This is a genomic window from Bifidobacterium sp. UTCIF-38 (assembly GCF_006454495.1).
GTDB lineage: Bacteria > Actinomycetota > Actinomycetes > Actinomycetales > Bifidobacteriaceae > Bifidobacterium > Bifidobacterium callitrichos.
The window spans coordinates 57,285-81,159 of sequence record NZ_JFAL01000019.1 but is presented as its reverse complement, the minus strand read 5'-3'; the positions used below and the strand labels follow the sequence as shown (position 1 = coordinate 81,159).

The 23,875-nt window shown below is 64.5% G+C and carries 22 protein-coding genes and 1 pseudogene; 14 read left to right on the top strand and 9 right to left on the bottom strand.

The window, feature by feature from the left end; translation table 11 throughout:
* The first annotated feature begins 100 nt into the window (after positions 1-100).
* Complete coding sequence (locus BW11_RS06615; RefSeq protein WP_043164070.1) at positions 101-1,030, top strand: type II CAAX prenyl endopeptidase Rce1 family protein; 930 nt, start codon at positions 101-103, stop codon at positions 1,028-1,030.
* An 89-nt stretch (positions 1,031-1,119) separates the two neighbouring features.
* On the opposite strand, the gene BW11_RS06610 is transcribed toward BW11_RS06615, so the two are convergent.
* Entirely contained in the window at positions 1,120-2,730 is a 1,611-nt protein-coding gene (locus BW11_RS06610; RefSeq protein ID WP_258184575.1) for a S10 family peptidase, read from the bottom strand.
* A 314-nt stretch (positions 2,731-3,044) separates the two neighbouring features.
* On the opposite strand from BW11_RS06610, the gene BW11_RS06605 reads away from it, so the two are divergent.
* The 5 genes from BW11_RS06605 (at position 3,045) to BW11_RS06585 (ending at position 7,731) form a co-directional block, all read left to right on the top strand.
* Positions 3,045-5,111: a KUP/HAK/KT family potassium transporter gene (locus BW11_RS06605; RefSeq protein WP_140445015.1), complete on the top strand. Its 2,067-nt coding sequence runs from the start codon at positions 3,045-3,047 to the stop codon at positions 5,109-5,111.
* Positions 5,112-5,190: 79 nt separating this feature from the next.
* Positions 5,191-5,967 (top strand): TetR/AcrR family transcriptional regulator, encoded by a 777-nt coding sequence (locus BW11_RS06600; RefSeq protein WP_140445014.1) that lies wholly within the window; start codon positions 5,191-5,193, stop codon positions 5,965-5,967.
* 273 nt (positions 5,968-6,240) lie between these two features.
* Positions 6,241-6,873: a GNAT family N-acetyltransferase gene (locus tag BW11_RS06595; protein ID WP_052118968.1), complete on the top strand. Its 633-nt coding sequence runs from the start codon at positions 6,241-6,243 to the stop codon at positions 6,871-6,873.
* A gap of 28 nt (positions 6,874-6,901) precedes the next feature.
* Complete coding sequence (locus BW11_RS06590; protein WP_043164065.1) at positions 6,902-7,330, top strand: hypothetical protein; 429 nt, start codon at positions 6,902-6,904, stop codon at positions 7,328-7,330.
* A 101-nt stretch (positions 7,331-7,431) separates the two neighbouring features.
* A complete protein-coding gene (locus tag BW11_RS06585; protein WP_043164063.1) occupies positions 7,432-7,731 on the top strand; it encodes a DUF2316 family protein in 300 nt (99 codons plus the stop codon).
* A gap of 238 nt (positions 7,732-7,969) precedes the next feature.
* Here the strand turns inward: BW11_RS06585 and BW11_RS06580 are convergent, their stop codons facing one another.
* The 3 genes from BW11_RS06580 to BW11_RS06570 all read right to left on the bottom strand — a co-directional run bounded on the left by BW11_RS06580 (position 7,970) and on the right by BW11_RS06570 (position 10,216).
* Positions 7,970-8,392: a peptide deformylase gene (locus tag BW11_RS06580; protein WP_140445013.1), complete on the bottom strand. Its 423-nt coding sequence runs from the start codon at positions 8,390-8,392 to the stop codon at positions 7,970-7,972.
* Between the two features lie 16 nt (positions 8,393-8,408).
* The gene (locus BW11_RS06575; protein ID WP_043164058.1) at positions 8,409-9,368 is read right to left on the bottom strand and encodes an aldo/keto reductase; all 960 of its coding nucleotides are present in this window, start codon (positions 9,366-9,368) and stop codon (positions 8,409-8,411) included.
* A 194-nt stretch (positions 9,369-9,562) separates the two neighbouring features.
* Positions 9,563-10,216: an isochorismatase family protein gene (locus tag BW11_RS06570; protein ID WP_043164056.1), complete on the bottom strand. Its 654-nt coding sequence runs from the start codon at positions 10,214-10,216 to the stop codon at positions 9,563-9,565.
* 158 nt (positions 10,217-10,374) lie between these two features.
* On the opposite strand from BW11_RS06570, the gene BW11_RS06565 reads away from it, so the two are divergent.
* Complete coding sequence (locus tag BW11_RS06565; protein WP_043164054.1) at positions 10,375-10,977, top strand: NAD(P)H-dependent oxidoreductase; 603 nt, start codon at positions 10,375-10,377, stop codon at positions 10,975-10,977.
* Positions 10,978-11,019: 42 nt separating this feature from the next.
* Here BW11_RS06565 and BW11_RS06560 read toward each other — a convergent pair whose 3' ends face one another.
* Positions 11,020-11,337 (bottom strand): cytidine deaminase, encoded by a 318-nt coding sequence (locus BW11_RS06560; RefSeq protein WP_219846730.1) that lies wholly within the window; start codon positions 11,335-11,337, stop codon positions 11,020-11,022.
* A gap of 6 nt (positions 11,338-11,343) precedes the next feature.
* Here BW11_RS06560 and BW11_RS06555 point away from each other — a divergent pair, with 6 nt between their 5' ends.
* The gene (locus BW11_RS06555; RefSeq protein WP_219846729.1) at positions 11,344-14,157 is read left to right on the top strand and encodes a DEAD/DEAH box helicase family protein; all 2,814 of its coding nucleotides are present in this window, start codon (positions 11,344-11,346) and stop codon (positions 14,155-14,157) included.
* On the opposite strand, the gene BW11_RS06550 is transcribed toward BW11_RS06555, so the two are convergent.
* Together BW11_RS06550 and BW11_RS06545 are read right to left on the bottom strand one after the other, a co-directional pair.
* On the bottom strand, positions 14,137-15,657 hold the full coding sequence (locus tag BW11_RS06550) for a HAMP domain-containing sensor histidine kinase (RefSeq protein ID WP_140445010.1): 1,521 nt from the start codon (positions 15,655-15,657) through the stop codon (positions 14,137-14,139). The genes BW11_RS06555 and BW11_RS06550 overlap by 21 nt on opposite strands.
* Entirely contained in the window at positions 15,654-16,325 is a 672-nt protein-coding gene (locus BW11_RS06545) for a response regulator transcription factor (RefSeq protein WP_140445009.1), read from the bottom strand. Before BW11_RS06545 ends, BW11_RS06550 begins: the two co-directional genes overlap by 4 nt.
* 227 nt (positions 16,326-16,552) lie before the next feature.
* Between BW11_RS06545 and BW11_RS06540 the strand changes: the two genes are divergently transcribed.
* The 5 genes from BW11_RS06540 (at position 16,553) to BW11_RS06520 (ending at position 21,492) form a co-directional block, all read left to right on the top strand.
* Complete coding sequence (locus BW11_RS06540; protein WP_140445008.1) at positions 16,553-17,410, top strand: hypothetical protein; 858 nt, start codon at positions 16,553-16,555, stop codon at positions 17,408-17,410.
* Between the two features lie 138 nt (positions 17,411-17,548).
* Positions 17,549-18,379: a hypothetical protein gene (locus tag BW11_RS06535; RefSeq protein WP_140445007.1), complete on the top strand. Its 831-nt coding sequence runs from the start codon at positions 17,549-17,551 to the stop codon at positions 18,377-18,379.
* 43 nt (positions 18,380-18,422) lie between these two features.
* On the top strand, positions 18,423-19,583 hold the full coding sequence (locus BW11_RS06530; RefSeq protein WP_140445006.1) for a peptidoglycan-binding domain-containing protein: 1,161 nt from the start codon (positions 18,423-18,425) through the stop codon (positions 19,581-19,583).
* On the top strand, positions 19,580-20,266 hold the full coding sequence (locus BW11_RS06525; protein ID WP_140445005.1) for an ABC transporter ATP-binding protein: 687 nt from the start codon (positions 19,580-19,582) through the stop codon (positions 20,264-20,266). Before BW11_RS06530 ends, BW11_RS06525 begins: the two co-directional genes overlap by 4 nt.
* Positions 20,263-21,492 carry an ABC transporter permease gene (locus BW11_RS06520; RefSeq protein ID WP_140445004.1) on the top strand — a complete coding sequence of 410 codons (1,230 nt, stop codon included), beginning with the start codon at positions 20,263-20,265 and terminating at the stop codon, positions 21,490-21,492. Before BW11_RS06525 ends, BW11_RS06520 begins: the two co-directional genes overlap by 4 nt.
* Before the next feature lie 93 nt (positions 21,493-21,585).
* Here the strand turns inward: BW11_RS06520 and BW11_RS06515 are convergent, their stop codons facing one another.
* Positions 21,586-22,173, bottom strand: a complete 588-nt coding sequence (locus tag BW11_RS06515; protein WP_140445003.1) for a hypothetical protein — start codon at positions 22,171-22,173, stop codon at positions 21,586-21,588.
* Positions 22,174-22,438: 265 nt separating this feature from the next.
* On the opposite strand from BW11_RS06515, the pseudogene BW11_RS06510 reads away from it, so the two are divergent.
* Positions 22,439-22,948 (top strand): annotated as a pseudogene (locus BW11_RS06510) (ATP-binding cassette domain-containing protein); the annotation flags it as partial.
* Positions 22,949-22,957: 9 nt separating this feature from the next.
* Here the strand turns inward: BW11_RS06510 and BW11_RS06505 are convergent.
* Complete coding sequence (locus tag BW11_RS06505) at positions 22,958-23,863, bottom strand: AraC family transcriptional regulator (RefSeq protein ID WP_140445002.1); 906 nt, start codon at positions 23,861-23,863, stop codon at positions 22,958-22,960.
* Between the last annotated feature and the right edge of the window lie 12 nt (positions 23,864-23,875).

Here is a 23,875-nt window from a genome sequence, read left to right as displayed (position 1 = left end):
AGGGCCCTGAAATGTCCCTGATTCGTCGTCGCCTTCTTTGCGTGATCGGCTTCGCGTCGTGTGTGGACGAACGGACGTACATGGACGTAGAGTGGCTGGCATGGCGGATCACATGGCATTGTGGCGGACTGTTCCATCGCAGCTCACGCAGGGTTTCGCGCAATCGAATGCGCTGGACGAACGGGTGCGTCCTGTCGAGCGGCACCGTGCGATCACGGCCGTCATCGTCTGCCTGTGCATTGCGCCGCTGTACGCATACGGCTGGGGTGACGGGATTCGGGTCGCGATCCGCGATCTGACCGGGGGCGCGGGACCAGCCAGACCTGGCATGGTCACCGTGTATGGGCAGAGTCGGCATCTGATCGACAACCTGCTGTTGACCGGCGTCGCCGCAATGGTGTTTCTGCTGCTGCGATGGCGCGCATGCGGATTCGTGTTCGTTCCGGATGGGCGGTCACTGACCGGAACCGGCTCGGCCCTGCGGTGGCGGCGTTGGTGGCGTACCGGTTTCGCATACTGCTGGTGCATGCTTGCCGGATTCGCCTCGATCGATCTCGTCTCCGCGGTCATCCGCACGCCGTTCTATGACTATCCGTTCGCCGCCCGTTACGAGAGCGGTCTTGCGGCGATGCTCTACTGCGTCAACATGTTTCTCGCCGGTCCGACCGAGGAGCTGGTGCTGCTCGGCATCGTCGTGATCGGTCTGCGTTATGCGGGAGCTCCGTGGTGGCTGGTCACGTGCGTTGCGGTCGGTCTGCGCGTGCCGTTCCACCTCTACTACGGGTGGGCCGCGTTCGCCATCGCCGTCTGGCCGGTGCTCGCGGTGCTGCTGTACCGCCGGATGGGCATGATCACGCCGCTGATCGTGGCCCACGGCATGTACGACGTCTCGACCGCCATGACCAACCTCACCGGTGTGGCCGGCTCCTCATGGCCACGCGTGCTGGCCTTCTCCATCATGGCGATGCCGGCAGTCTGGGCGGTCGCTTTCTCAATCACGACAGCGAGAAGACTGCTGCGACATCGCTGAGGTACCGTGACATGTGCGTCATTGAACAACGTGTCGTTCAATGACGCACGCTTATATCAACAACGTGTTGATCGTTACTTGGTCTCCGATCACAGCTGGATGTCGGGAATGGAGGCAGCCGGACGCTCGTCGATCGCGCGCAGACCCGTCACGTCGGAGGCGTAGAAGCGCTTCAGATCTTCGGAGAACTTGGCGAGGCTCGGTACGGACGAGTACAGCATGTGGCCGGCGGGATAGTAGGTGAATGCCACATTGCCCCGCAACGGCTTCGGCAGTCCCAGATGGTCGATGTCGTATTCGGTCTGGAAGAACGGCGTGCACAGGTCGTAGACGCCGTTGCCGATAAGCACCTTGAGCGTCGGCTGATGGGCGATCGCGGCGGCGAGATCCGGCACCACGTTCGGGAACGGGATGTTCTGGCCCCACGACGACTTGGTCATGTCGGGCTGCTTGTGCCACCACGTCCAGCCCTTGCCGGGGGTGGTGGCGTTCCAGTCGAAGTCGGCGAACCCGACGCGCTCGGGCTTCCTGTCCCAGCCGAGCTCGTCACGCAGGTACGCGTTGGCGAGGCTCGAATACGCCGGATCAAGGAACGCGTCGTCCACGACGAACGTCTCCTCGTCGTTCATCCGGTCGAGGTCGTATCCGGCCACGCGGCCATCGTAGCGGCCGACGATCCTGCCCTCGTCGCGCAGCAGCTCCTTGCGGAAGCGCATGTCGACCACGCGCAGGTCGGAGTCGTACACGTACTTTGCGTCCAGACCGGTCAGCTCGGCGTAGCGTTCGGCGACCCGATGTCTGACGTCGTCGGGCAGAGACGCGCCCGCAGCCAATGCGAGACGCAGCGGGCCGTTCGCGAATGCACGCGCCGCCCGGAGATGCTCAGACTGCTCCACCTCGTTCGCCGCACGACCGTGATACCTGGCGACCGAAGCAAAAGTGGGGAAGTAGCCGATGTAGAACTGATCGGATGTGTCGAGCGTGTACGCGTAGTCGAGGATGTTCGAGATGAGGGTCAGGCCGTTCAGGGCGACCCCGTCCTGCTGAAGACGATAGGCGAGCGCTGCGCCTCGGGTCGTGCCGTAGGATTCGCCGAGCACGTACTTGGGGGAGTTCCAGCGGCGGTGACTGCTCAGGTAGGCGCGGATGAACGCGCTGAAACCGGCCACGTCGCCGTCCACCGACCACAGTTCCGGCTTGGCGGCGTCGAGGATCTCGGAGAAGCCGGCACCGGGCGCGTCGATGAACACGAGGTCGGAGGCCGGCAGCAGCGTATGCGGGTTGTCAGCCAGATGATAGGGCGCCGCGGGCACGGGGGCTGCGTCCGGCACGTCGATGCGCTTCGGGGCGATCGACCCCATGAGCAGGAACGTGGTGGACGAGCCCGGACCGCCGTTGAAGATGAAGGTGACTGGACGTTCGGGGTTGACCCTGTCGTTGGCGTCGAGCAGTTCGAACGAGGTGTAGAAGACGCTGGCGGCCGGCTTGACCTTGGGCGTGTCGATGAGGATCGTGCCAACCTTCGCGGCGTAGCGGATCTCGTGACCCTCGGCCTGCATGCTGTGGAACGTGGTCTTCTCGCAGGGCTCCGGCAGCTGTCTTCCAGCGGGGACGGCAGGCTTCGTTCCCGTCTGGTTCGTCGATGGCTCTGCAATGCTGGCGCTCATGCGCGTCACGCCGGTTTCGTTGGCGTCGGTCATGGTTGTCCTTTCCTTACGGTGGGCGGTTCGATCGTTCCGGGCGCGTATCGGGACGATGCGCCGTTAGCCGACAACTATAGGCGCATGATTCCGCCGGATGCGTGATTTCGGCGGCGATGCGACTGGGCGTATGCCGGATGGATGCGGCCCGCGCGTAGCGGCGCGTTTGCGGTGGACACCCGTCGACCTGTCGAAGGCGGGATGGTCAGGCGCGTCTACAATATGACGCTGGATGTCATCCGCTCCATTGGGGTTCGTTCGGTGCGGATGGCATATTGATGCGTCTGGTCGGATCGGCCGAAGGAGAATGAGCGATGCTGGGTGTCATTCGACAACATCCTGTCACAGGCAATAGGGGAAAGAGGGAGAGACAGGAGAGGAAGCCGTTCGACAGGGCCACGCCCGCCGGTATGCTCATCGCGGTCGGCATCGTCTATGGCGATCTGGGCACGAGTCCGATCTATGCGCCGAAGGCGCTGATGCTCGCCCAGGGAGGGCGGCTCGACCGATTCCAGATCCTGGGATCGCTATCGCTGGTGTTCTGGTTCATGCTGCTGGTCGTCTCCATCAAATACGTGTGGACCGTGATGAACGCGGACAATGACGGCGAGGGAGGCGTGTTCGCCCTGTTCGCCGCGGTGCGCCGGTATTGGAGGCAGGCGGCGCCGTTCGCCATGATCGGCGCGGCGGCGTTCCTCGCCGATAGCGTGTTCACGCCCGCGGTGAGCATCACCTCCGCCGTCGAGGGACTCGCATCGATCCCCGCGATAGGCGGCAGCGTCTACTGGTCCGAGGAGCTGTCGGTGATGATCGCCATCGCCATCATCGCCGTGCTGTTTCTGAGCCAGCATGCCGGCACGAACCGTCTCGGTTCGCTGTTCGGGCCGATCATGACCGTATGGTTCACGTTCATCGCCGTGATCGGCGTCATGAACATCGTCACCCGGGACTGGACCGTGATCCAGGCGCTCGATCCGACGATCGGCATCCGATTCCTGTTCTCTCATGAGAACAAGGCCGGAGTGGCGCTCATGGGCAGCGTGTTCCTCGCGTTGACCGGCGCCGAGGCGCTGTATGCGGACATGGGCCATGTGGGCCGCGGCAACATCCGCGCCAGCTGGCCGTTGGTGAACCTGACGCTGATCTGCTCCTACTTCGGTCAGGGCGCATGGATGCTGGAAGGTCATCGCGCGAACGTCTCCGACGCCGCCCCGTTCTTCCAGATCATCCCCGAGCAGGTCCGCCCGTTCGGCGTGGTGCTCGCCCTGACGGCCGGCGTCATCGCCTCGCAGGCTCTGATCTCCGGCGCGTTCACCCTGACCGCCGCGGCGGATGGTCTGAACTGGCTTCCGCGTCTCAACATGCGCTATCCGGGCGTGAGCAAGGGGCAGATCTACATTCCCTCCGCCTGTGCGCTGCTCGCGGGGCTCACCATCGTCGTGGTGCTGTACTTCAGGTCCTCGTCGGCCATGGAGGCGGCCTACGGCCTGGCATTGACCGTCGCGATGCTCATGATCACCGTGCTTTTGTTCGAGTTCCTGTGGCGCGTCAAGGGCAAACGGCTGAGCGCACTCGTCTCCTGCATGCTGTTCGGGGCGATCGAGCTGCTGTTCCTGTCCGCCGCAGCGGCCAAGTTCATGGAGGGCGGATACATCACGGTGCTCATCTGGGGCGTACTGTTCGGCGTATTCCACATCTGCTCGCGTGGCAGCCAGTTGGAGGCGTCCGACCGGGGGCACGTGCACGCAGAGGATCTGTCGCATATCCTTACCGCCGCCATGGCCGACAAGCGGCGTGATCTGGTGGCCGACAACCTCGTGTACCTGACCGCGGACCCGAGCATGAAGGAGGTCGAGAAGGACGTGGCCGCCAGCATGACCCATCATCGCGGCCACGCCTACTGGATCGTCACCCTCATCCAGTCCGAACGTCCGTTCGAACGCCGGTGGAAGGTCGTCTCCTACGGCCAGAACCTGCATCGCGTGATCATCATCCTCGGATACAAGGAGCCTCAGTTCTATCTTCGGCAGTACATGGACGCCATCATGGCGGATATGCTTTCCCGCGGCGAGATCAACCGCATCGAACCGCAATGGCCCAAACTCGCCAATAGGAACGAGCGCCTCGGCATCGGCAGTGTCAGATACGTGCTCATGCATCGCGTGGTCAGCCCGGAATCGTCCCTGCCCGACTCGGACCGTACGCTGGTGCGCAGCTATCAATGGATCAAACGCGCCGTCAGCCGGCCGGTCGAATGGTTCGGACTGGAGACCAACGATCCGCTCGTCGACACCGTGCCCGTATGGAGCGGCGGAGACAGGCCCATGACGATGGAACGTATCGAAGGCAGGGTCCGGGAGCCGGCACAGACGTCGAAGTGATCCGTTCGGACCGCCGATGATGCGCCGATGACGGCGCCTCCGGTACCATCGGATAACATCACATGCAGGGAACCACGCGGTGAAATCAGGGGAGGACACGATGGCCGAGAACGGTTCTGGACAGGGCGAGGATGCAAGGGGGACGACGGGCCGTCAATCCTCGCAACGCGGCGTCTCGGTCAAGGCCGCCGTCGCCAGGACCCGCTGGCAGCGACGCAAGCGGATGGAGACGCGCAGAACCATCAGGGACACCGCCATGCGTCTGTTCGGCGAATACGGCTATGACGCGGTGACCACACAGCGCATCGCCGCCGAGGCGGGCATGTCGCAGATCACACTGTTCCGGTATTTCCCGTCCAAGGAGGATCTGATCATCGGGCTTCCCGCTGACGGCGAGCTGTTCGCCGATCTGAAGCGCGAGCTTGCGACTCGTTCGGACGCGTCACCGATCGCGTTCGCGAGGCGTGTGATACCACAGATCCTCGGTTCCGTCGAATCCGAACAGTTGGAGGATTTGGCGGCGCGTCTGCGGATCGTTCGATCCAACGAGGCGCTGCTCGCGGCGTTGTATGCGCGAGTGCCCCGATGGACATCGGCCGTCGCGCGCGCGTGGGGGAGTGCTGATTCCACCGCGGTCATGCCCTCCAGTGCTTCTGCCGTCGGCGACGGCTCCGTTGATGGCGGCGATGACGTGCCGCCGGTCGACTTTACCGTGCGCCTGTCGATCTCCTGCCTCATCGACTGCACGATCGAGACGCTGCTGGAATGGTCGCATCGTTGCGATACCGAGCAAGGCGACAAGGCCGACCTGCTGGTCACGGTCGTCTCCGAAGCCATGACGACGGTGCTGCACTGAACGCAGCTCGCAAGTTTCCTCCATGTGGGCACCGTGCTGAAGCATAATGGAATCAAGCTCAAATCATATGAAAGCAATATTCATTTGAATGAAACGGCTGAAAATCAAGGTTTTGCAGCAGGTCTACATAGGCGTGCACCGATCTTCTTTTTCATATGAATATGACTTTCATATGAAAAAGAAGAGCAAGAAAGGGAAATATGTATGTCGCTATCATATGAATTGTGCTATGTTGCTTATGTGTCGGGCTCTGGGGCGTGGGACAATAGGCTCGTGAACGACTCGATCATTCTTCGTCCGCTTCGCCGGGCGGATTACCCGGCGATCGCCGAGATACTGCGTCGGATGTGGTACGCCGAACCGGGGCTGAGCCCGTCGTGCGCGCGCCGGCTCGCCATGATCGACCTGCACTACAGCATGCTCGGCTCCACATCTGCCCTGCTCGCACAATGTGATGGCAAGCCGGTCGGCATCATCGCCACGCATGTCGACGTGCCCGGAGCACGGTCGCGCCGACGGCTGTTCAACTGGCATCGCGAATCCATCCTGCGACTGGCCGCCTCACTGCTGCCATCCGCCGAAGGCCGTGACGGCCTGCGCAAGATGCTGTCCCTGACGCACCTCGACGCGAAGCTGCTGCATGGCGTCCAATCCAAGTTCGACGCCGAGGTGGTGCTGTTCCTCGTCGACGAGTCACTCCGCGGCTGCGGGATCGGTCGCGTCCTGTTCGACCGCGCGATGGAGGAGTTCCGGAAGGCCGGAGTGCGTCGATACTTCCTGTTCACCGACACGAGATGCGACATCGGCTTCTACGACCACTGCGGCCTGTCCCGGCTTCGCGGCCGGCGCGCGGCCCTGTACGGCGACGCCCCGGAGACCTTCTACCTCTACGAAGGCCAGGCATAGCCGCCCGGGTGGTCCGAAAGGAGATGGCATGACGCCGATTGAGCTGTCCACACGCCGCAGGGTGACCGGACTGACCTCGGACGAATTCGCCAGACTGTTCGTCACGATCGAGAACAAGGTGAACGGCGAGAACGCCCAGTGGGACGCCGCGGACGTCGAATCATGGGAGATCGTCGGGCCGCCGGCCACGGCCGACCAGCATCTTACCGACACGTTGGACGCGGCGAACGAGTTCGTCGCGACGCTGGCCAACCAGATCTATCACGCCGCGATGCCGGTCACGGACGACACCCGACTCGTCGCGTACGGCGACAACCTGACCTTCTGGGCCGAACACCCCGGTTTCGGCGGCATGCCGTACGCGCTGTGGAACATCGCCGCACTGCAGGCCACCGAATGGATCCGCAAGGAGACCGGCGTCATCTGCGAACTGGAAGCCCACCACCCGCTGATGTGAAGCAGTACTATCTTGGATTTCAATGCAGCTTGATACCGAGAACGCACCGAGAACGCACACGGTAATCCATGGAAAACAGAATAAGGAAGGGGAGTATTAAGATGTCGTTGACGAGTGAGCAGCGGGCGAACACGATTCGGGAGTTCCGTGAGAACATGAGGCTGCTGGGTCTGACCGCCGAGCAGATCGGCAGTGATTTCGGGGTAAGCGGCGAAACCATCGAGAACATCATCGACCTGCGCTCCGGGGTACTGGAGTACCCGTGGATCGTACGCGGCTATCTGCTGGACAAGGCCGCCGCCGCGGGCGTGACGCCGGTGCCGTTCACCGCCCTGCGCGGCGATCCGCACGACTACTGGTTCCTGGACGACCGCGTCATCGACGCGAACAGGCTGGACTGAGCCACCTGCCGGCCCGGAGCATCCGCCCCGGCAAGGATGCTTGGATGATCGCCATGTGGCGTGACCGTGCGATCGGCGGCGCGTCTTTGTTCGCGGACGTGCGATCGCACGACACCGAACTGCTCCGACGTCTCGCCTTCCATGAGGTGCGCCGTTCGCCCCGGCGGCGGATGGATGCCGGCTCATCCATCCGCCGCCGGGGGTCGAGACGCCGACGCTGCTCTGAACGATCGACCGGTCAGATCAGGATGCCCTCGCAGTGGTCGATCTCATGCTGGATGATCTGCGCGGTGAATCCCTCGAACGTGGCGGTGAGCTCCCGGAACCTACGGCTCAGGTAGACGACCGTGATCCGCTTGTAGCGTACGACGGGCCTCATGCCGGCAAGGGACAGGCACCCCTCCTCGATGCGGTATTCGCCGTCGTGGGCGACGATGCGCGGGTTGAACATCGTCATGTTCCGTCCGGTCAGCTCGTCATGGAACACGATGATCCGTTTGCGTTCGCCGATCATGTTCGCGGCCATCCCCACGCACGAGTCGGCGTGCGCGGCCAGCGTGTCCGCGAGGTCCACGGCGACCAGCCGGTCCTCGTCGGTGTCGGCTGCGGGCTCCGAGGCGACAGACAGGAACCGTTCGTCGGTCACGATCGGCCGTTGCATGGCAGGATCCCTCCCGTCACTTCGCGAACGGCTCGGACGCCTTGTCGAGCGCGGCGACCTCGTCGGCGGTCAGGTCGAGGTCCACGGAGGCGAGAAGCGCGGGCAGCTGCTCGGGCGTACGCGCCGAGGCGATGGGTCCGGCGACCTGCGGGCGGTGGCGCAGCCATGCGAGCGCGACCGTGGCGATCGCCACGTCGTGCGCCTTGGCGACCTTGTCGAGCGCGTCGACCAGCGCGAAGCCGTCGGCGTTGAGATAGTCGGCGACCATGCCCTGACGCGCCTTGCCCTCGGCGTCCGCCGCGGAACGGTACTTGCCGGTCAGGAAGCCGGCGGCCAGCGAGAAGTACGGGAACACGGCGAGGTTCTCGCGTTCGGCGACGGGGGCGAGCGTGCGTTCGTAGTTGCCGCGGGTGACGAGGTTGTAGTGCGGCTCCAATGCGACCGGCAGCGCGTAGCCGTGCTCGCGGGCGATGCGGAACCATTCCTCGATGCGGTCCGCCGTGTAGTTGGACAGGGCGATCGCACGGACCTTGCCTGCCTTGACGAGCTCGTCGAACGCGGCGGCCGTCTCCTCGAGCGGGGTCGACTTGTCGTCGAAGTGCGCGTAGTACAGGTCGATCGTGTCGACGCCGAGGCGCAGCAGCGACTCGTTCGCGGCGGCGATCACGTTGTCGTGGCCGAGGCCCTTGTACTGCGGGTGCTCGCTGACCTTCGTGGCGATGACGACCTTGTCGCGGTTGTTTCGCACGGCGAGCCAGCGGCCGAGGATGATCTCGGATTCGCCGCCCGCATTGCCCGGCGCCCACGCCGAATACACGTCGGCCGTGTCGATGAAGTTGCCGCCGGCCTCCACGTACTCGTCGAGAACCCTGCGGCTCGTCGCCTCGTCGCTGGTCCAACCGAACGTGTTGCCGCCCAGTACCAGCGGGAACACCTCGAGGTCGCTGCCGCCGACCTTCACACGCTTGTCGCTCATGATCGTCCTTTCGGTTCGTGTCTTCGTTCGCCCGTCGTCCCCGGCGGGTGTCGGACGGTTCCTTTGCCGTCCCTACCTTCAACATTATGGTGTTTCAACACATGTGCTATGCCGATGCCGGTATTCATCCTGCTTATGGCGAAATATTCCCGGAAGGCATGATGTTGTCATCCGGGAACGTCATGCCTCCGCCGCTATCGCGTCTTGGTCTGCGATTCGGCGAGCGTGACGCCGGCCTGCGCCATCTCCCCACGTGCGGCTACGCCCAGCTCCTCGCTGACCGGTACGGTCAGGTCCTCGAACACAGTGACGGGGTATCCGAGACGGACCGCGTCGAGCGCGGTCTCCTTGACGCAATGCGATTCGGCGATGCCGACCACGTCCACCCGCGTGACGCCTGCGGCCTTGAGCGCGTTGGCGAGCGTATGTCCCGCCTCCTGCGCGGCCTCGACCTCGGCGCGGCTTTGGATGTGATCAGTGTTGTCCTCGATGCCTTCGAAACCGGAGTAGGCGGCAGAATACTGTCCCTTCTTGAAATGATGCGCGATGCCGAGCGCCTCGATCGCGGGGTGCAGCCGCGCGTTCGGGCTGCCCGCCCTGCCATGCACCGGCCAAGTGTCCACGAAATCGGGATGCTCGGACCAGTGCGCTCCCGGTTCGATGTGCCAGTCCTGCGTGGTGGCGATGAACGCGTAGTCGCCGCGATGCCGCCGCACGTATGCGGCGATCCGTTCGGCGACCGCATTGCCGCCCTCCACGCCGAGCTCGCCGCCCTCGCAGAACGTCGGCTGCACGTCCACCACGATCAGCGCCTTCGTCGCCCCGTCCGTCTTCGTCGTATCGGTCATGTCGTTCCTCCCTGTGTTCAGAACCACTGAATATGGCCTTGCTACCTTTACACCTATCAGATTATCGACGAATACGCGTTTGGACCCGCGACCGACAGGTGAACGAAACCGACCGAATACGCCTCCCATCGTCCAGATCGACGGCAAGGATTGGAAGCATGAGCAACACCGCACTCGTCATCACCTCCAACCCCGAACACACCAGCCTGACCAACGCCGTCGGCAGGGCCTTCGCGCAGGGCTACGCCGAACAGGGCGGCAAGGCCGAGATCCTGGACCTGTACGACACGGATTTCAGCCCCGTCTACTCGTCCGCCGACCGCGCCCACTACCTCGGCAAGGGTCCCGTCCCCGCCGACGTGGCCGCCATCCAGGACAAACTCGCCGCAGCCGACGTGATCGCCCTCGTGTTCCCCGTCTACTGGTACACCATGCCCGCCATGGTCAAGGGCCTGTTCGACCGCGTCATCTGCCGCGGCTTCGCCTACCACGCGGACGGCACGCCCGGCGCGCTCGCCGGCAAGACGGTGCGCGTGATCCTTCTGACCGGCGGCACGGAATCCTGGTACGAGTCCGACGGCATCGGCGAGGCGCTGGACAACCAGATCCGCCGCCAGACCCTCATGAAGTACTGCGGCGTGAAGGATGCCGAGCTCGTCTACGTCGACGGCCTGTCGATGGGCGACGACGATCCGGCCAAGCGCGAGGCCGCCGCACGCCATCTCGACCGCATCAGGCAGCTGGGCGCCTCCCTGGCGTGAACGATTTGAGTGGCTACGACCCCGGACCGAGATCGTAGCCGCTCAAATCCGCCATTGCGGTGCCAGTTCACCCAACGTGACGATCCGAGCCCGCTCGTAATCCATCATGATCTCCACCTGCCCGTACCCGTCAGGCATCAGTTGGGCCATGAGTTCACGGCAGGCGCCGCAAGGGGCGACTGCTTTCCCGTCACGGCCCACGGCGATCACACGACGAAACGCATCCTCCCCGTTCGTGATCATGTTGAACAGTGCGTTCCTCTCCGCGCACACGCCGAGCGTGCACGCGGTATCCACGCAGACGCCCACGTAGATCCGCCCGGAGAGGGACTCCACGGCTGCGGCGACGTGTACGCGCACGGGTTCGTGAGCAGGAAAACCGGCAAGGTCGGCTATGCGCCGGCCGCATGGAACGAGTGGACCGCATTGGCCAACGGCAAACGTGTTCCCACGCCGCCGGATCAACGCCGCTGCAAGCCGTTGACCGATCAGGTGCTCCTTAATCATTTCACCAAACGAGATGAGAGAATGACCAACGTCGTGGGCCTGTACCCGATGTCCAAGGAATCGACGGTCTGGTTTCTCGCCATCGACTTCGACGACGACGGGTGGCGGGATGAGATCACGGCGACACGTCGCGTCTGCAAACAGCACGGTCTGAGTCCGTCGATGGAACGATCTCGATCCGGCGATGGCGGACATCTATGGCTGTTCTTCACCGAACCCATCGAACCCATCGAAGCCGCCGAAGCCCGCCGCATGGGAGAAGCGCTGCTGACCGAAGCCTCCGACCTGACACACATCAGATTCCGTTCATATGACCGCATGTTCCCCAATCAGGACACTCTGCCCGTAGGCGGATGCGGCAACCTGATCGCCCTGCCTCTGCAACGCATGGCGCGCGACGAGGGGAACAGCGTGTTCGTGGACGAGCAATTCGACGCATATCCCGACCAATGGGCGTATCTGTCCACGATCAGCCGCATCACGCCAGAACAGGTGCATGCCATCGCCGCCCAAGCCCAAAACAACGGCGGACCGCTGGGCAGACTCGCTCGTCAGGAGGATTCCACAACTTCAGCCACCAACGGCAAACGGTCATCCGACCAGCCGGACAAGAACCATTCCGCAAACCGCAGCGGAACACTCACCCCATCGGATGTCCCAAAGACCATCACCATCATCGAACGCAACATGCTGGTCATACCGAAAGCCGACATGACGGCACACGCACTCAACGCGATACGACGACTGGCCGCAATCGCCAACCCGGATTTCTACCGGGCACAAGCCATGCGCCAGCCCGTCTACAACAAGCCGCGCATCATCCACCGTAGCGAAGAAACCACGGATGAAATCCTCCTGCCACGCGGATGCAAAGAACCGTTGAACGCGTTGCTCAGCGCAACCGGAACCACCGTAACCTACAAGGACAAGCGGAATACAGGCAAACCCATCCACGCGGCATTCACCGGACAACTGAACCAACAACAGGCCATCGCGGCGAAAGCCATGCTCGACCATGACGACGGCATTCTCATCGCACCGACAGGATTCGGCAAAACCGTAATCGCGGCAAACCTCATCGCCGAACACCGAACCAACACGCTGATCATTCTGCGATCATCCGCTCTGCTCAACCAATGGAAGGAACGACTCGGACAATTCCTCGACATCACAGCCACACTGCCTCCGCGATTGACCAAAACCGGACGAATAAGCCGGAAACAACACGGCATCATCGGACAGATCGGAGCCGGACGCAACGAACCCAACGGCATCATCGACATCGCACTCGCGCAATCACTCTTCGAAAAAGGCGACGCGTCCGGAGACAAGCGAGTCAGAGACAATGTCAGGAACTACGGCATGGTGATCTTCGACGAATGCCACCATGTGGCATCCATAGACACCGAAGCCATCGCACGCGAGACAACCGCCAAACACGTCTACGGACTCACCGGTACACTGAAACGCGACGACGGCATGCAACCCATCACCATCATGCAATGCGGACCGGTCCGCCACATCGTCGACGTCAGTACCCAGATGGCAGCACAACATTTCACACGCCGATTCGTCCCACGCTTCACACCCATCAACCTCGATCTTACCGAACCATACGGATACCACGACTACCTCGAAGCGGCATGCGCGAACACGCAACGCAACACCATGATCCTCGACGACGCCATGCACGTCATCGAAGAACATCGCACACCGCTCCTGCTCACCAAACGCATCGAACATGCGAAGGCGCTCGCCGACGGGTTGAGCAAACGCGGGTGCGGACATGTGATTCTCCTGTACGGGGCCGATTCCAGGAAGACGCGGCAAACCAATCTCGAACGGCTTGCGAGCATCCCCGTGGATGAACGTCTTGCAGTCGTGGCGACGGGCAGCTACATCGGTGAGGGATTCGACCAGAAACGGCTGGACACGCTGCTGCTCGCCGCTCCAGTGTCGGTGGAAGCGGCCGTCACCCAATATGTGGGCCGCCTGCATCGCGACAACGACGGCAAACGCGAGGTACGGGTCTACGACTACGTCGACGTAACCGTGCCCATGGCCGCCAGCATGTATCGCAAACGGCTGAAGGCATACATGGCACAGGGGTACGAACCGCTACTGTCCGAAGAGGGCAGGACCGACGCGATGCGACAAGCAAAGACAAAGGCGCTGATGGAACGCAAATCGACACTAGGCGATTCAGAACATGGGAATCCGATGGATATCGGCAAGGTCACGCCTGTCATCACCGTTGCGGGATTCCTCAAGACGTTCCGTGACGACATCGAACATTGCAGTCGCACGATGACCGTCCAAGCCGGATACCTATCGGAACGCGCCATCAAACAAGTCGACGACGCGATTCTCAAAGCGGTCGGCAGGGGAGTGACCGTCGACGTCACCGTGCGCCTCGCGCCCACGGCAACACCGGCTTCGCGCAAGCGTACCGAACGCAACATGGACAGGCTCCGAGCGCTGGGATGCACGGTGCACGCCGTCGAATCCTGCAGCGAATTCGTCGTGTTCGACGATTCCCTAGTCTGGTTCGGCACCATCGAACCGCTGGGCAACCCCAAATCGGACGACTGCTCGCTGCGGTTCGCCGATACGATGATCGCCCGGCGGCTTCTCCTAACAACCTCTGACTGCTCAAGACGAAATCGCGGATAGGCCGGATATCGTGGCGATGAAGGTGCCATCCTTCGCCGCCGTCTCCTTCGACAGGCGCAGCTTCGCATTCATCGCGGTGCATGCGGCGTCGGCGATGGACAGGCCAAGCCCCACGCCGGAGACGGCGCTGATGCGCGAGTTCACGCCACGGTGGAATGGCTGGACGAGTTCGTCCAGGTTGTCCGGCAGCTGCTCGTCGGTGGTGTTCGCGACGGTGAGCGAGACCTCGTCGGAGTCCGCCGCATCGATCGACACCGTGATCGAACCGTCATCCGTGTTGTGCACGACGGCGTTGCGGATGAGGTTGCCGACGGCGAGGCATATCAGCGCGGGATCGGCTTTGACCGTAACGTCGTCTGCGGCGTCGACGGTCACGCCGATGTGCCGTGCGTCGATGTCGTGTTCCATGTCGGCGAGCGCGTCGTTCACGCATGCGGTGAGGCCAGTGACGCGTGCGCCCGTTGCGTCGTGCGTCCCGTTCCCCGTTCCCGTTGCGGTGAGTTTGCCGTATGCGCCGCTTTGGATGCGCGAGAGGGTGAGCAGCGCGTCGACGAGTTCGGCGCCGCGCCGGTTGGCGGCGAGCGCCCGGCGGACGGATGGTGCGACGTCCTCGGGGAATCGTCCCTGCGCCAAGGGCGCGTCGAGGTTCGTTTCTACGGCGGCGATGGGGGTGCGCAGTTCATGCGACGCGTTGGACACGAACCGCCGCTCCGCTTCGGAGGCGGCCTGGATGCGGTCGAGCATGCCGTTGATGGAGTCGCCGAGGCCGGTGATCTCGTCTCCGCCTCGTCCGCGTCCCGCACCGTCCGTGTCGATGCGCGTGCCGAGGTCGTTCGGGTCGAGTGCGGCCGTCTGTTCGCTGATGGATTTGAGCCTGCGGGACATGCGTGAGGTGACGGTCCAGATGACGAGGATGCTGGTGACGCCGAAGAACACGAAGATGACGGCGGCGCTGATGCGCAGTCCGTTGGTTATGGCGTCCCGGTTCCATATGGAGATCCCGTACGGTGTGGTGATGGTGAACGATCCGTCGCCGCCCCAGTCGAGATGATAGGGTTCGCCGTTGGTCCTGCCGGTGACCGTCCCCTCTCCCTTGCCGTTGGAGGAGCCGAGAAGGAGCGGGTCGTCCGCGTCCGGCTGTTGCCGCGTACCAGGGAGGGATCCTGCGCTCCAGCCTTGCGCGGACAGGAAGTCGTCGTCCGTCGATGTCCCGCCGGTGCCGACGTCCGATTGCGTGCTCTGCCCGCCGCCCTGCCCGTTCTCGTAGGAGATGGTCATCGCGTAGGAGAACATGCCGTTGATGATGACGGTCTGCACGATGGCCGCCGAACCGAGGGCGATGAGGAACACGACGCTGATCGCGATGGTGAGCCTGGCGCGGAACGTGCGCGGGGTGAGCCTGCCGGCGATCCGGCGCAGGATGCGGGAGACGCGGTTTCGGATGCCGGTCCGCGCCTTGGCTGGCGGCTGGTCGTGACCGTGACCGTGGTTGCGGGTCATGCGAGCCGGTATCCTTCCCCGCGCGCGGAGACGATCAGGTCGCGGTCCTCCAGTTTGCGTCGCAGCGAGTACATGGTGGTCTTGACCACGTCGGCGGCCTCGACGTCCGGGCCGGCGTCCCATACACTTCTGTGGAGTTCGTCCACGCTCACGTAGCCGCCGTCGGCGCGCATGAGCTCCAGGAGCACGCCGTACTCCTTGGGGGTGAGTTTGACGAGCGTGCGCCCGTGGTCGCGGAACACGAGCCGGCGCATGGTGTCAAGCGTCAGGTCGCCGCGGGTGAGCACGGCGGCCGTGGCAATGCTCTTGCCGGTGCGGCGCTGCAGGGCGCGGATGCGCGCGAGGAGCTCCGGATAGGCGAACGGCTTGGTCAGATAGTCGTCCGCGCCCAGGTCGAGCCCGCTGACCCTGTCGCTGACGTCGGTCGCGGCGGTGAGCATGATCACGGCGACGGGAATGCGGTTCGCGGCGATCGTCGCCATCACCGCGTCTCCGGACAGGACGGGCAGGTCGCGGTCGAGCAGGACGATGTCGATGTCCGTGTCGGCCAGCGCCTTGAGCGCCTCGACGCCCGTCATGGCCACGTCGGTCGCATACCCCTCGTAGCGCAGCGCGTCATCCAACGCGGCCGCCAGCTCACGGTCGTCCTCGACGATCAGTATCCGCATGCTTCCCCACGCTCCTTGTCCCCGTGCTTCCGACGGCGTCCTGCGGTCCGTCCTTTCCGTATCGCCATTATCCTCCCGCGGCGACGGTAAGGCGAGGGTAAGGGAGGTTCCCACCGATACGGCACCGTCGACGAGCTGCTATCCGGCGATCATGCGCGAGGTCGCAAAGGGACTACTATGGGAATACGGCCACGCATGACGGCCGGATGGAGCGAAGGAGCACCACCATGGGCACGGTCACACCCACATTCCACGCGGGCATAACACGTAGGATCATCGCATCGGCGCTCGCCGCCGCATGCCTGCTTGGGGCGGCGGCATGCTCGACGAAGCCGGACACCGACACGTCCGGCACCGGCGCCACGGGCGCGACCGGCGCAGGCGCCGGCATCAGCGACGCCGCGAAAGCCGAGAACGACCATCTGGAGGACACCGCCAAACGGTTCGTCGCCTGCCTGACCGACAAGGGCATCGACGCGAAAACCGTCGAATCGTACTCGATCGCCACCTCGAGCATGGCCGCGAAGGACATACCAAAGTCCACCGTCGTCGTCCGGAGACTCGACCAATCCGGCAACACGGCCGGCACGGACACCACGGACGAGAACGGCACGGACAGCCTGTACCCCAACGTCCGACTGCACGCCACCGACGACGACGGCCTATGGATCGGCTTCACGACATCGGCCGAACTCGCCGGCACCCCCTACGCCGCCAAGCAACAGGACTACGCCGCCTGCGAACAGGCCAACCCCGACTTCGCGCAGCCGCCGTTCTCGGGAAGCCGGCAAGCCGACCCCGAAGTGGCGCTGGCCGAACTCAACTTCGCCCGCAAGGCGCGCGCCGCCGGATTCGACTGGTATCCCGACCCCGACCCCACCAACGCGGGAACGCACGCCAGCGTGATCATCCCCGAGACCACCTCCAAGGAGGAGTTCAGACGGTTCCTGCGCACCTACAAGGGCGACGACTGGCCCACCTACAACGGCGTACCCTTCGGCATAACGTGGAGCGAGAACCTCAACGACGTGTACTGCGAATTCAACCCCGGCCCCGGCTGCGACGCCACCGACGCACAGCGGTAGAACAGCCCGCAACCATCCGACGCAGGTAAGCCGAAGGTAAACCCGACCCACACCGACACGCGACGAAGCACCCGGTTGAATGGGACGCGACACCACCCGACCACACGTCCCGACGGACACCACCCAAGGAGACTCGCGATGACCCGCAACCGACCCCTCACCGCAACCACTGCGGCAGCCATATCCGCCGCCTTCCTCCTCGCGCTCGCCGCCTGCGCCGGCCCGGCATCCGGCACCGCGACCCCCGGCGCCGGCGACGACGCCAACGCCACCGACACCACCAGCAACCTCCCCGTCGACGAGACCGCCCGCAGATTCGTCGCCTGCCTCACCGCCAAAGGCCTCGACGCGCGAACCGACGTCGGCCCCGGCACACCCGACGCATCCGGCAAAGCCAAAGCCCCCACCGTCAGGAACATGGCCGAGCTGCGCATGATCGACCGCACCGGCAACCCCGTCACCACCGACGACACCGGCATGAGCATCGGCACCGACAGCGCCACCCAACAGCTCTACGCCAACGCCATGTTCACCTCGCTCGACAACGGCACCGTATGGGTCGCCTTCAAGGACTCCACCGCGCTCGCCGGCACACCGTACGAGTCGAAGCGGGCCGACTACGCGGACTGCGAGGCGAAGCACCCGAACTTCTCCCAACCCGCGCAGGACCTCGCCTCGGGCCAGCCCACGTACAGCGAGGAGGACAAACGCGCCGCGCTCGACTTCGCGAGGAAGGCGCGCGACAAGGGCTTCGGCTGGGTCGCGGACCCGAGCGGCGACGAGCCGACCACGATCCTCATCCCACGGACCGTGAAGGCCGACGAGCTCAGACGCTTCTTCAGGGAATGCCCGGTCGGGGACACGCGTATCAGCTTCGGATTCGACGGCACGCCCGAGGAGTTCGGCTACGACTACATGAAGGTGATGGACGAGGCGAACGGCGCCGACGGGGCGATGACCGCGCAATGACGGCCACCGGCGACCATGCACGGCACACACAGGAGGGACCACGATGACACGGACGGAAGCAAGACGGATCGGCAGGATGCGCAGGATCATCACCGTGATCGCCGTATGCGTCGCGGTCGCGGGACTCATCGCCGTGTGCGCGTTCACCCGGCCATGGACGCTGATCGCCGGCATGACCGGCTCAGGCGGCACGGGGACGTTGTCCTCATCGTCGACGGGCGTGCACGCCTCGTCCGGCACGAGCGTCGACGTGAGCACGCTGCGCACCCAGCCGGTCACCACAGGCGTCCTCAACGCCGAAACCCGGCTCGGCGGCACCCTCCAATACGACGAACCATCCGAATTCCAGCCGGCTACCGGCACCATCACCCAACTGCCCACGCCCGGCGCCGAAATCGCCACCGGCCAACAGGTATACGAGATGGACGGCGTGACCGTGCCGCTGTTCCACGGCGCACGCCCGTTCTGGCGCACCCTCCAGGTGGACGTGCCCGACGGGCCCGACGTCACCCAACTCGAAACGAACCTGCAGGAACTCGGCTACTTCAAAGCCGCCCCCAACGCGCACTTCGACTGGCGCACCCGCGAAGCCATACGCCAATGGCAGGCCAAAACCCTCGGCCTCACAGGCGACCGGGTGACCGGCGTCTTCGAACCCGGATCCGTGGCGCTCGCCGCGACCGCCCCCATACGCATCAAAACCGTCACCGCCAGACTCGGCGAAACCGACGTGAGCCCCGGCACATACACCGGCGTGGCGTTGCACGTCGAGGCCACGCTCACCGCCACACAGGCCGCCACGTTCAAAGCGGGCGACAAGGTGCAGGTCATCCTGCCGAACAACACGACCATCGACACCGCGCTCGCCGCCGTCGACCAGGGCGGCCAGTCCTCCGGCAAGGACGGGCAGGTCACCTCGCCGTCGGCGCGCGTCGACTTCCCCGACCAGACGCAGGTCGCGAGCTTCGGCGCGACCTCCGTGCAGCTCGTCATCCCGAACGCGACGAACGCGAACACCGCGGAGACGCTGATCGTGCCCGTCACCGCGATCATCGCCTCCGCCGGCAACACATACGCGGTCGACGTGGTGCGCGGGCAGCGGCTCGAACGCATCCCCGTCGAACTCGGCCTCGTCGCGAACGCGCAGGTGCAGCTGACCCGCGCCGACGGGCTCAAGGCCGGCGACAAGGTGGTCGTCTCATGACCGCCCTGCTCGAACTCGACCGGGCCACGAAAAGCTATCCGGGACGGGACGCCGGCCCGCTGGAGATCCTGCACCCCACATCGCTCGCGATCGAGCACGGCGAACGGATCGCGATCGTCGGGCCGTCCGGCTCGGGCAAATCGACGCTCCTGTCCCTTCTGGGCACGCTCGACATGCCCACCACGGGCACCCTGCGCTACGGCGGCGAGGACGTCGCGGCCATGGGGGAGCGGCGCCGCAGCGCCCTGCGCGCGACACGCATCGGCTTCGTGTTCCAGCAGTTCCACCTGATCCCCACCGTCTGCGCGCTCGAGAACGTGACGACCGGACTGCAATACACGTCCCTCCCGCGACGCGACCGTCGCACACGCGCCATCGAGGCCCTGCAGCGGGTCGGACTGGGCGAACGCCTGCGACACCGGCCGCCGCAGCTCTCCGGCGGCGAACAGCAGCGCGTGGCCATCGCCCGCGCGCTCGCCAAAAACCCGGACGTGATCTTCGCCGACGAGCCGACCGGCGCGCTCGACACCGCCACCGGGCACGCGATCATCGACCTGCTGCTGGGAGCGGCGGACGACGGGGCGAGCCTCGTGGTCGTTACCCACGACCCATCCATCGCCGCGCGATTCCCGAGACGGCTGCACATCCAGGACGGCGTCGTGACCGAGGGGAGGAGCGCATGACCGGCATCACGCGAACGGCACGCCCGTCGGGACGCCCGCCGACCACGCGATTCGCGGACCTCATGCACACGGCGTGGATCGGAGCCACCGGACGCATGTCCCGCACGGTACTCGCCGCGTTGGGCATCGCGCTCGGCGTGGCCGCATACGTGGCGCTCTCCGGCATCGCCGCGTCGAACCAGACGGCTTTGCTCGCCCGTCTAGACGCGCTCGGCGCGAACCTGCAGGTCGTGTCTGAGGGACGTGACGCCGCACAGCAGCCCATACCCCTGCCCGAGTACGCGCCCGAGACCATCGCACGCCAGCCGCAGGTGGAACGGGTGGGCGTGTTCGACACGGCGCCCGAGAACGCAAGGATCTTCAAGAACGAGTTCGTGCCCAAGTCCAACGGCAACGCCCTGGCGCTGACGGTCATGCGGCCGGGCGCTCTGGACGCCGTCGGGGCGAGGGTCGCGCAGGGGCATGGCATCGACGAGAACAACCAGCGTCTGCCCGTGGCGGTGCTCGGCTCCGAGGCCGCCTACCGACTCGGCGTCACCGAGGTCGGCGACCGCGTCCTCATCGACGACGCATGGTACGGGGTCGTCGGCATCCTCGCCCCGGCACCGCAGGCGCAGAACCTCGACTCGTCGGTCATCGTCGGCTCGGCGCAGGCGAAGGCCAGTCACCCGGATCAGGCCGAGGCGATCGGCCGGATCAGCGCGATCTACGTGCGCACCAGACCGGGCAACGCGGAGACGCTGCGCCGCATGCTCGCCCACGCGGCGAACCTGACCGGCGCCAACGTGTCCGTCAACGCGTCGGCAGACCTGTCCGAGGCGCGAAACACCACCGACGACTCCCTCAACACGCTGGGGCTGATGATCGGCGCGATCGCGCTGGCCGTGGGCGGCATGAGCATCGCCAACATGATGATCGTCACCGTGATGGAGCGCCGCGGCGAGATCGGCCTGAGACGCGCGCTCGGCGCGACGCCGGGCGCGATCCGCATGCAATTCGTCACCGAGGCGGCCATGCTCTCCGCGTTCGGCGGTCTCGCCGGCGTGACGCTCGGCGCCGGCGCGGCGTTCGGCTTCGCGATATGGGCGGGACAGCCGGCCGCGCTGGAATGGGGAACGCTGCCCGCCGCGTGGGTCGCGGCCGTGCTCGTCGGCGCGCTCGCCGGCATCTACCCGGCGTCGAGGGCCGCGAGGCTCACTCCCACCGAGGCGCTGCGAGGGGAGTAGACCAGTCCTGACACCATATGCCGTGCACCGCAATCGTCGCGGTTTTCCGATGCTGCGTCCTCGCGGGTCCTCGGCATATCGCCGGTGATGATTTCAGTCATCGGCAATCCAGCCATCAATGTCGACCACCTTGCCGAATTCGTCTTTCAGTCGATTGGCGGATTGTTCATCGGCGGTGGGAGCGACATACATGCCGACATCATCGTTCCGGTCACCGTGGATGTCGATGAGCAGTGATGATCCATCGGCGGACAGCACTCCACTTACCTGCGTCATCCTCATTTCATATACAGGTGCGGGGTATTCCACCCAGAAACCATTGAATATCGAAGTTGCACCCTCGGTGGAGGAACGGGTGACATCCTGTATGATCCATAGCTTTCTGTCAATATCCTGATCAACCACAATGTCCCCGCTGTCTTTCCGAGCTATAGCGATATGGCCCGTGAGCCGATCATCCCGAAATGCATAGCGCAATCGCGTCGCATCGAATGAAATCGTATACGAGGTGGCACCACCTGCATTCGCATCGACTCGGTATGCGTCGCCATCGATGCGAATGCGCTGCGGCCAGGGTATGCAATACAACAGCAATCCGGCAACGATCAATCCGGCAACCGTCAATATGATGATCGCCGTCACTCGCTCCCGGCGCCTCTTTTGGGGAGTCTTCTCCATCATCCCGCCCCTTTGCGATCCTGTTCCACGCAGAAGCCACGCCGCCTGCGCTGATATCAATTCAATATAGTGAATCTGAATCTGAAGTGGATCGGCGGGCGTGTTCTCGTCCTCTCTCGGCCGGGTCGTCGTACATGTTGTAGACCGTGTCGAACACCGTGGTCAGCTCAGCCTGCGCCTGATGCACCGCCTCCAGTTGGGCTTTGGTCAGGTCGTCCACCTGGCTGCGGCTGTTGGCGAGCCACGGGATCGCCCGCCGGTGGTTGGCCGGGGTCTTATGGTGTGGCTGCAGGATACGTTCATCTTCTCCGGCAACGTGCGCGAGAACATCCGCTACGGCCGTCTCGACGCGACGGACGAGGAGATTGAGGCTGCGGCGAAGGCGGTGCATGCGCACGAGTTCATCATGGAGTTGCCCGACGGCTACGACACGGTGGTCGAGGAGCGCGGTTCGACACTGTCGGCCGGCCAGAGGCAGCTCATCGCGTTCGCGCGCGTGCTGCTCGCCGACACGCGCATCCTGATCCTCGACGAGGCGACCTCGAACACCGACACCCGCACCGAGGAGGCGCTGAAGGCTGGTCTGCGGCATCTGCTTGAAGGGCGCACGAGCTTCATCATCGCCCATTGGCTGTCAACAATCGAGAACGCGGACCAGATCTTCTACATCGACCATGGCCAAATCGTGGAGCACGGCACGCATGCGGAACTGCTGGCGGCAAAGGGTGCGTACTACCGCCTGTACGAGTCGCAGTACACGATGATTCGCGCGCAGTGATCTTGTGCGTCACGCGCGGACGGGCGTCGTGCGTGACGACCTGCGCGCCGGGCTGCGCGACGAGTCTCGGAACGTCAGGGGTGTCACGCCGAAGCGCTTCCTGAACGATGCGCAGAAGGCGCTGGTGGAGGAGAAGCCGCAGGCGGCGCAGATCTCCTTCAGCGTCGCATCGCCGGTCACGAGCATGTACTTCGCCGCGTGCATGCGCGCGTTGACGATGTACGTGTGTGGGGTGTAGCCGGTCACCTGGCGGAACACGCGGATGTAGTAGTACTCGCTCATCAGCGCCATCGCCGCGAGCTGGGCCACCGGCAGCGGCTCGTTCAGATGCGTGGCGATGTACGAGAGCGTCTCCTCGATGGCATGCTGGTTGTACGGCGCTCCGGCGCGCTGTTCGGCATCGTCGCGCGCGGTCAGGCATTCGGTGAGGATTTCGGTGATGGCCAGCGACATGCGCGCCTCGTTCACCTTGCGCTCCTCGGCGAAGGTGTCGTAGATCATGCGGAACCGGCTGATGGCGTAGGTGGCGCGCTTCAGCGTGACGACGGTGCCCAGCTCGCCGTGGATCGCCTTGAAGTAGTCGTGGGCGAGTCGCCCGTCGAAGTGCATCCATAGCAGCGTGCAGTCCGTCTCCGCCTGCGCCTGGTAGACGTTCGGTTCATGGCAGTCGAGCAGCACGAGGTCGCCGGTGTTCGCCGTGGATCGCCGGCCGTTGACGGTGAAGGTGAACGTGCCGCTGTAGACCGCCATGAGGATGAAGCTGTCGAACGAGCCACGGTTGAGCCAGTAGCCCTTGAGATAGCGGTACAGGCCGATGCGCGTGGGGTACAGGAACATGCTCAGGGCGTTGCGGCTGGGGACATACACGTAGTAATGCGAAACCGCCGCGTCCACATGATGCTCAACCGGTGTCATGGCACCACCATA

What these genes read in the sequence shown, in the direction of transcription:
- BW11_RS06545 (WP_140445009.1), bottom strand. Translation starts at nt 16,325, where the DNA reads ATGCGGATACTGATCGTCGAGGACGACCGTGAGCTGGCGGCCGCGTTG.
- BW11_RS06505 (WP_140445002.1), bottom strand. Translation starts at nt 23,863, where the DNA reads ATGACACCGGTTGAGCATCATGTGGACGCGGCGGTTTCGCATTACTAC.
- BW11_RS06525 (WP_140445005.1), top strand. Translation starts at nt 19,580, where the DNA reads ATGACCGCCCTGCTCGAACTCGACCGGGCCACGAAAAGCTATCCGGGA.
- BW11_RS06610 (WP_258184575.1), bottom strand. Translation starts at nt 2,730, where the DNA reads ATGACCGACGCCAACGAAACCGGCGTGACGCGCATGAGCGCCAGCATT.
- BW11_RS06565 (WP_043164054.1), top strand. Translation starts at nt 10,375, where the DNA reads ATGAGCAACACCGCACTCGTCATCACCTCCAACCCCGAACACACCAGC.
- BW11_RS06580 (WP_140445013.1), bottom strand. Translation starts at nt 8,392, where the DNA reads ATGCAACGGCCGATCGTGACCGACGAACGGTTCCTGTCTGTCGCCTCG.
- BW11_RS06540 (WP_140445008.1), top strand. Translation starts at nt 16,553, where the DNA reads ATGGGCACGGTCACACCCACATTCCACGCGGGCATAACACGTAGGATC.
- BW11_RS06575 (WP_043164058.1), bottom strand. Translation starts at nt 9,368, where the DNA reads ATGAGCGACAAGCGTGTGAAGGTCGGCGGCAGCGACCTCGAGGTGTTC.
- BW11_RS06590 (WP_043164065.1), top strand. Translation starts at nt 6,902, where the DNA reads ATGACGCCGATTGAGCTGTCCACACGCCGCAGGGTGACCGGACTGACC.
- BW11_RS06535 (WP_140445007.1), top strand. Translation starts at nt 17,549, where the DNA reads ATGACCCGCAACCGACCCCTCACCGCAACCACTGCGGCAGCCATATCC.
- BW11_RS06520 (WP_140445004.1), top strand. Translation starts at nt 20,263, where the DNA reads ATGACCGGCATCACGCGAACGGCACGCCCGTCGGGACGCCCGCCGACC.
- BW11_RS06605 (WP_140445015.1), top strand. Translation starts at nt 3,045, where the DNA reads ATGCTGGGTGTCATTCGACAACATCCTGTCACAGGCAATAGGGGAAAG.
- BW11_RS06515 (WP_140445003.1), bottom strand. Translation starts at nt 22,173, where the DNA reads ATGATGGAGAAGACTCCCCAAAAGAGGCGCCGGGAGCGAGTGACGGCG.
- BW11_RS06615 (WP_043164070.1), top strand. Translation starts at nt 101, where the DNA reads ATGGCGGATCACATGGCATTGTGGCGGACTGTTCCATCGCAGCTCACG.
- BW11_RS06570 (WP_043164056.1), bottom strand. Translation starts at nt 10,216, where the DNA reads ATGACCGATACGACGAAGACGGACGGGGCGACGAAGGCGCTGATCGTG.
- BW11_RS06530 (WP_140445006.1), top strand. Translation starts at nt 18,423, where the DNA reads ATGACACGGACGGAAGCAAGACGGATCGGCAGGATGCGCAGGATCATC.
- BW11_RS06585 (WP_043164063.1), top strand. Translation starts at nt 7,432, where the DNA reads ATGTCGTTGACGAGTGAGCAGCGGGCGAACACGATTCGGGAGTTCCGT.
- BW11_RS06550 (WP_140445010.1), bottom strand. Translation starts at nt 15,657, where the DNA reads ATGACCCGCAACCACGGTCACGGTCACGACCAGCCGCCAGCCAAGGCG.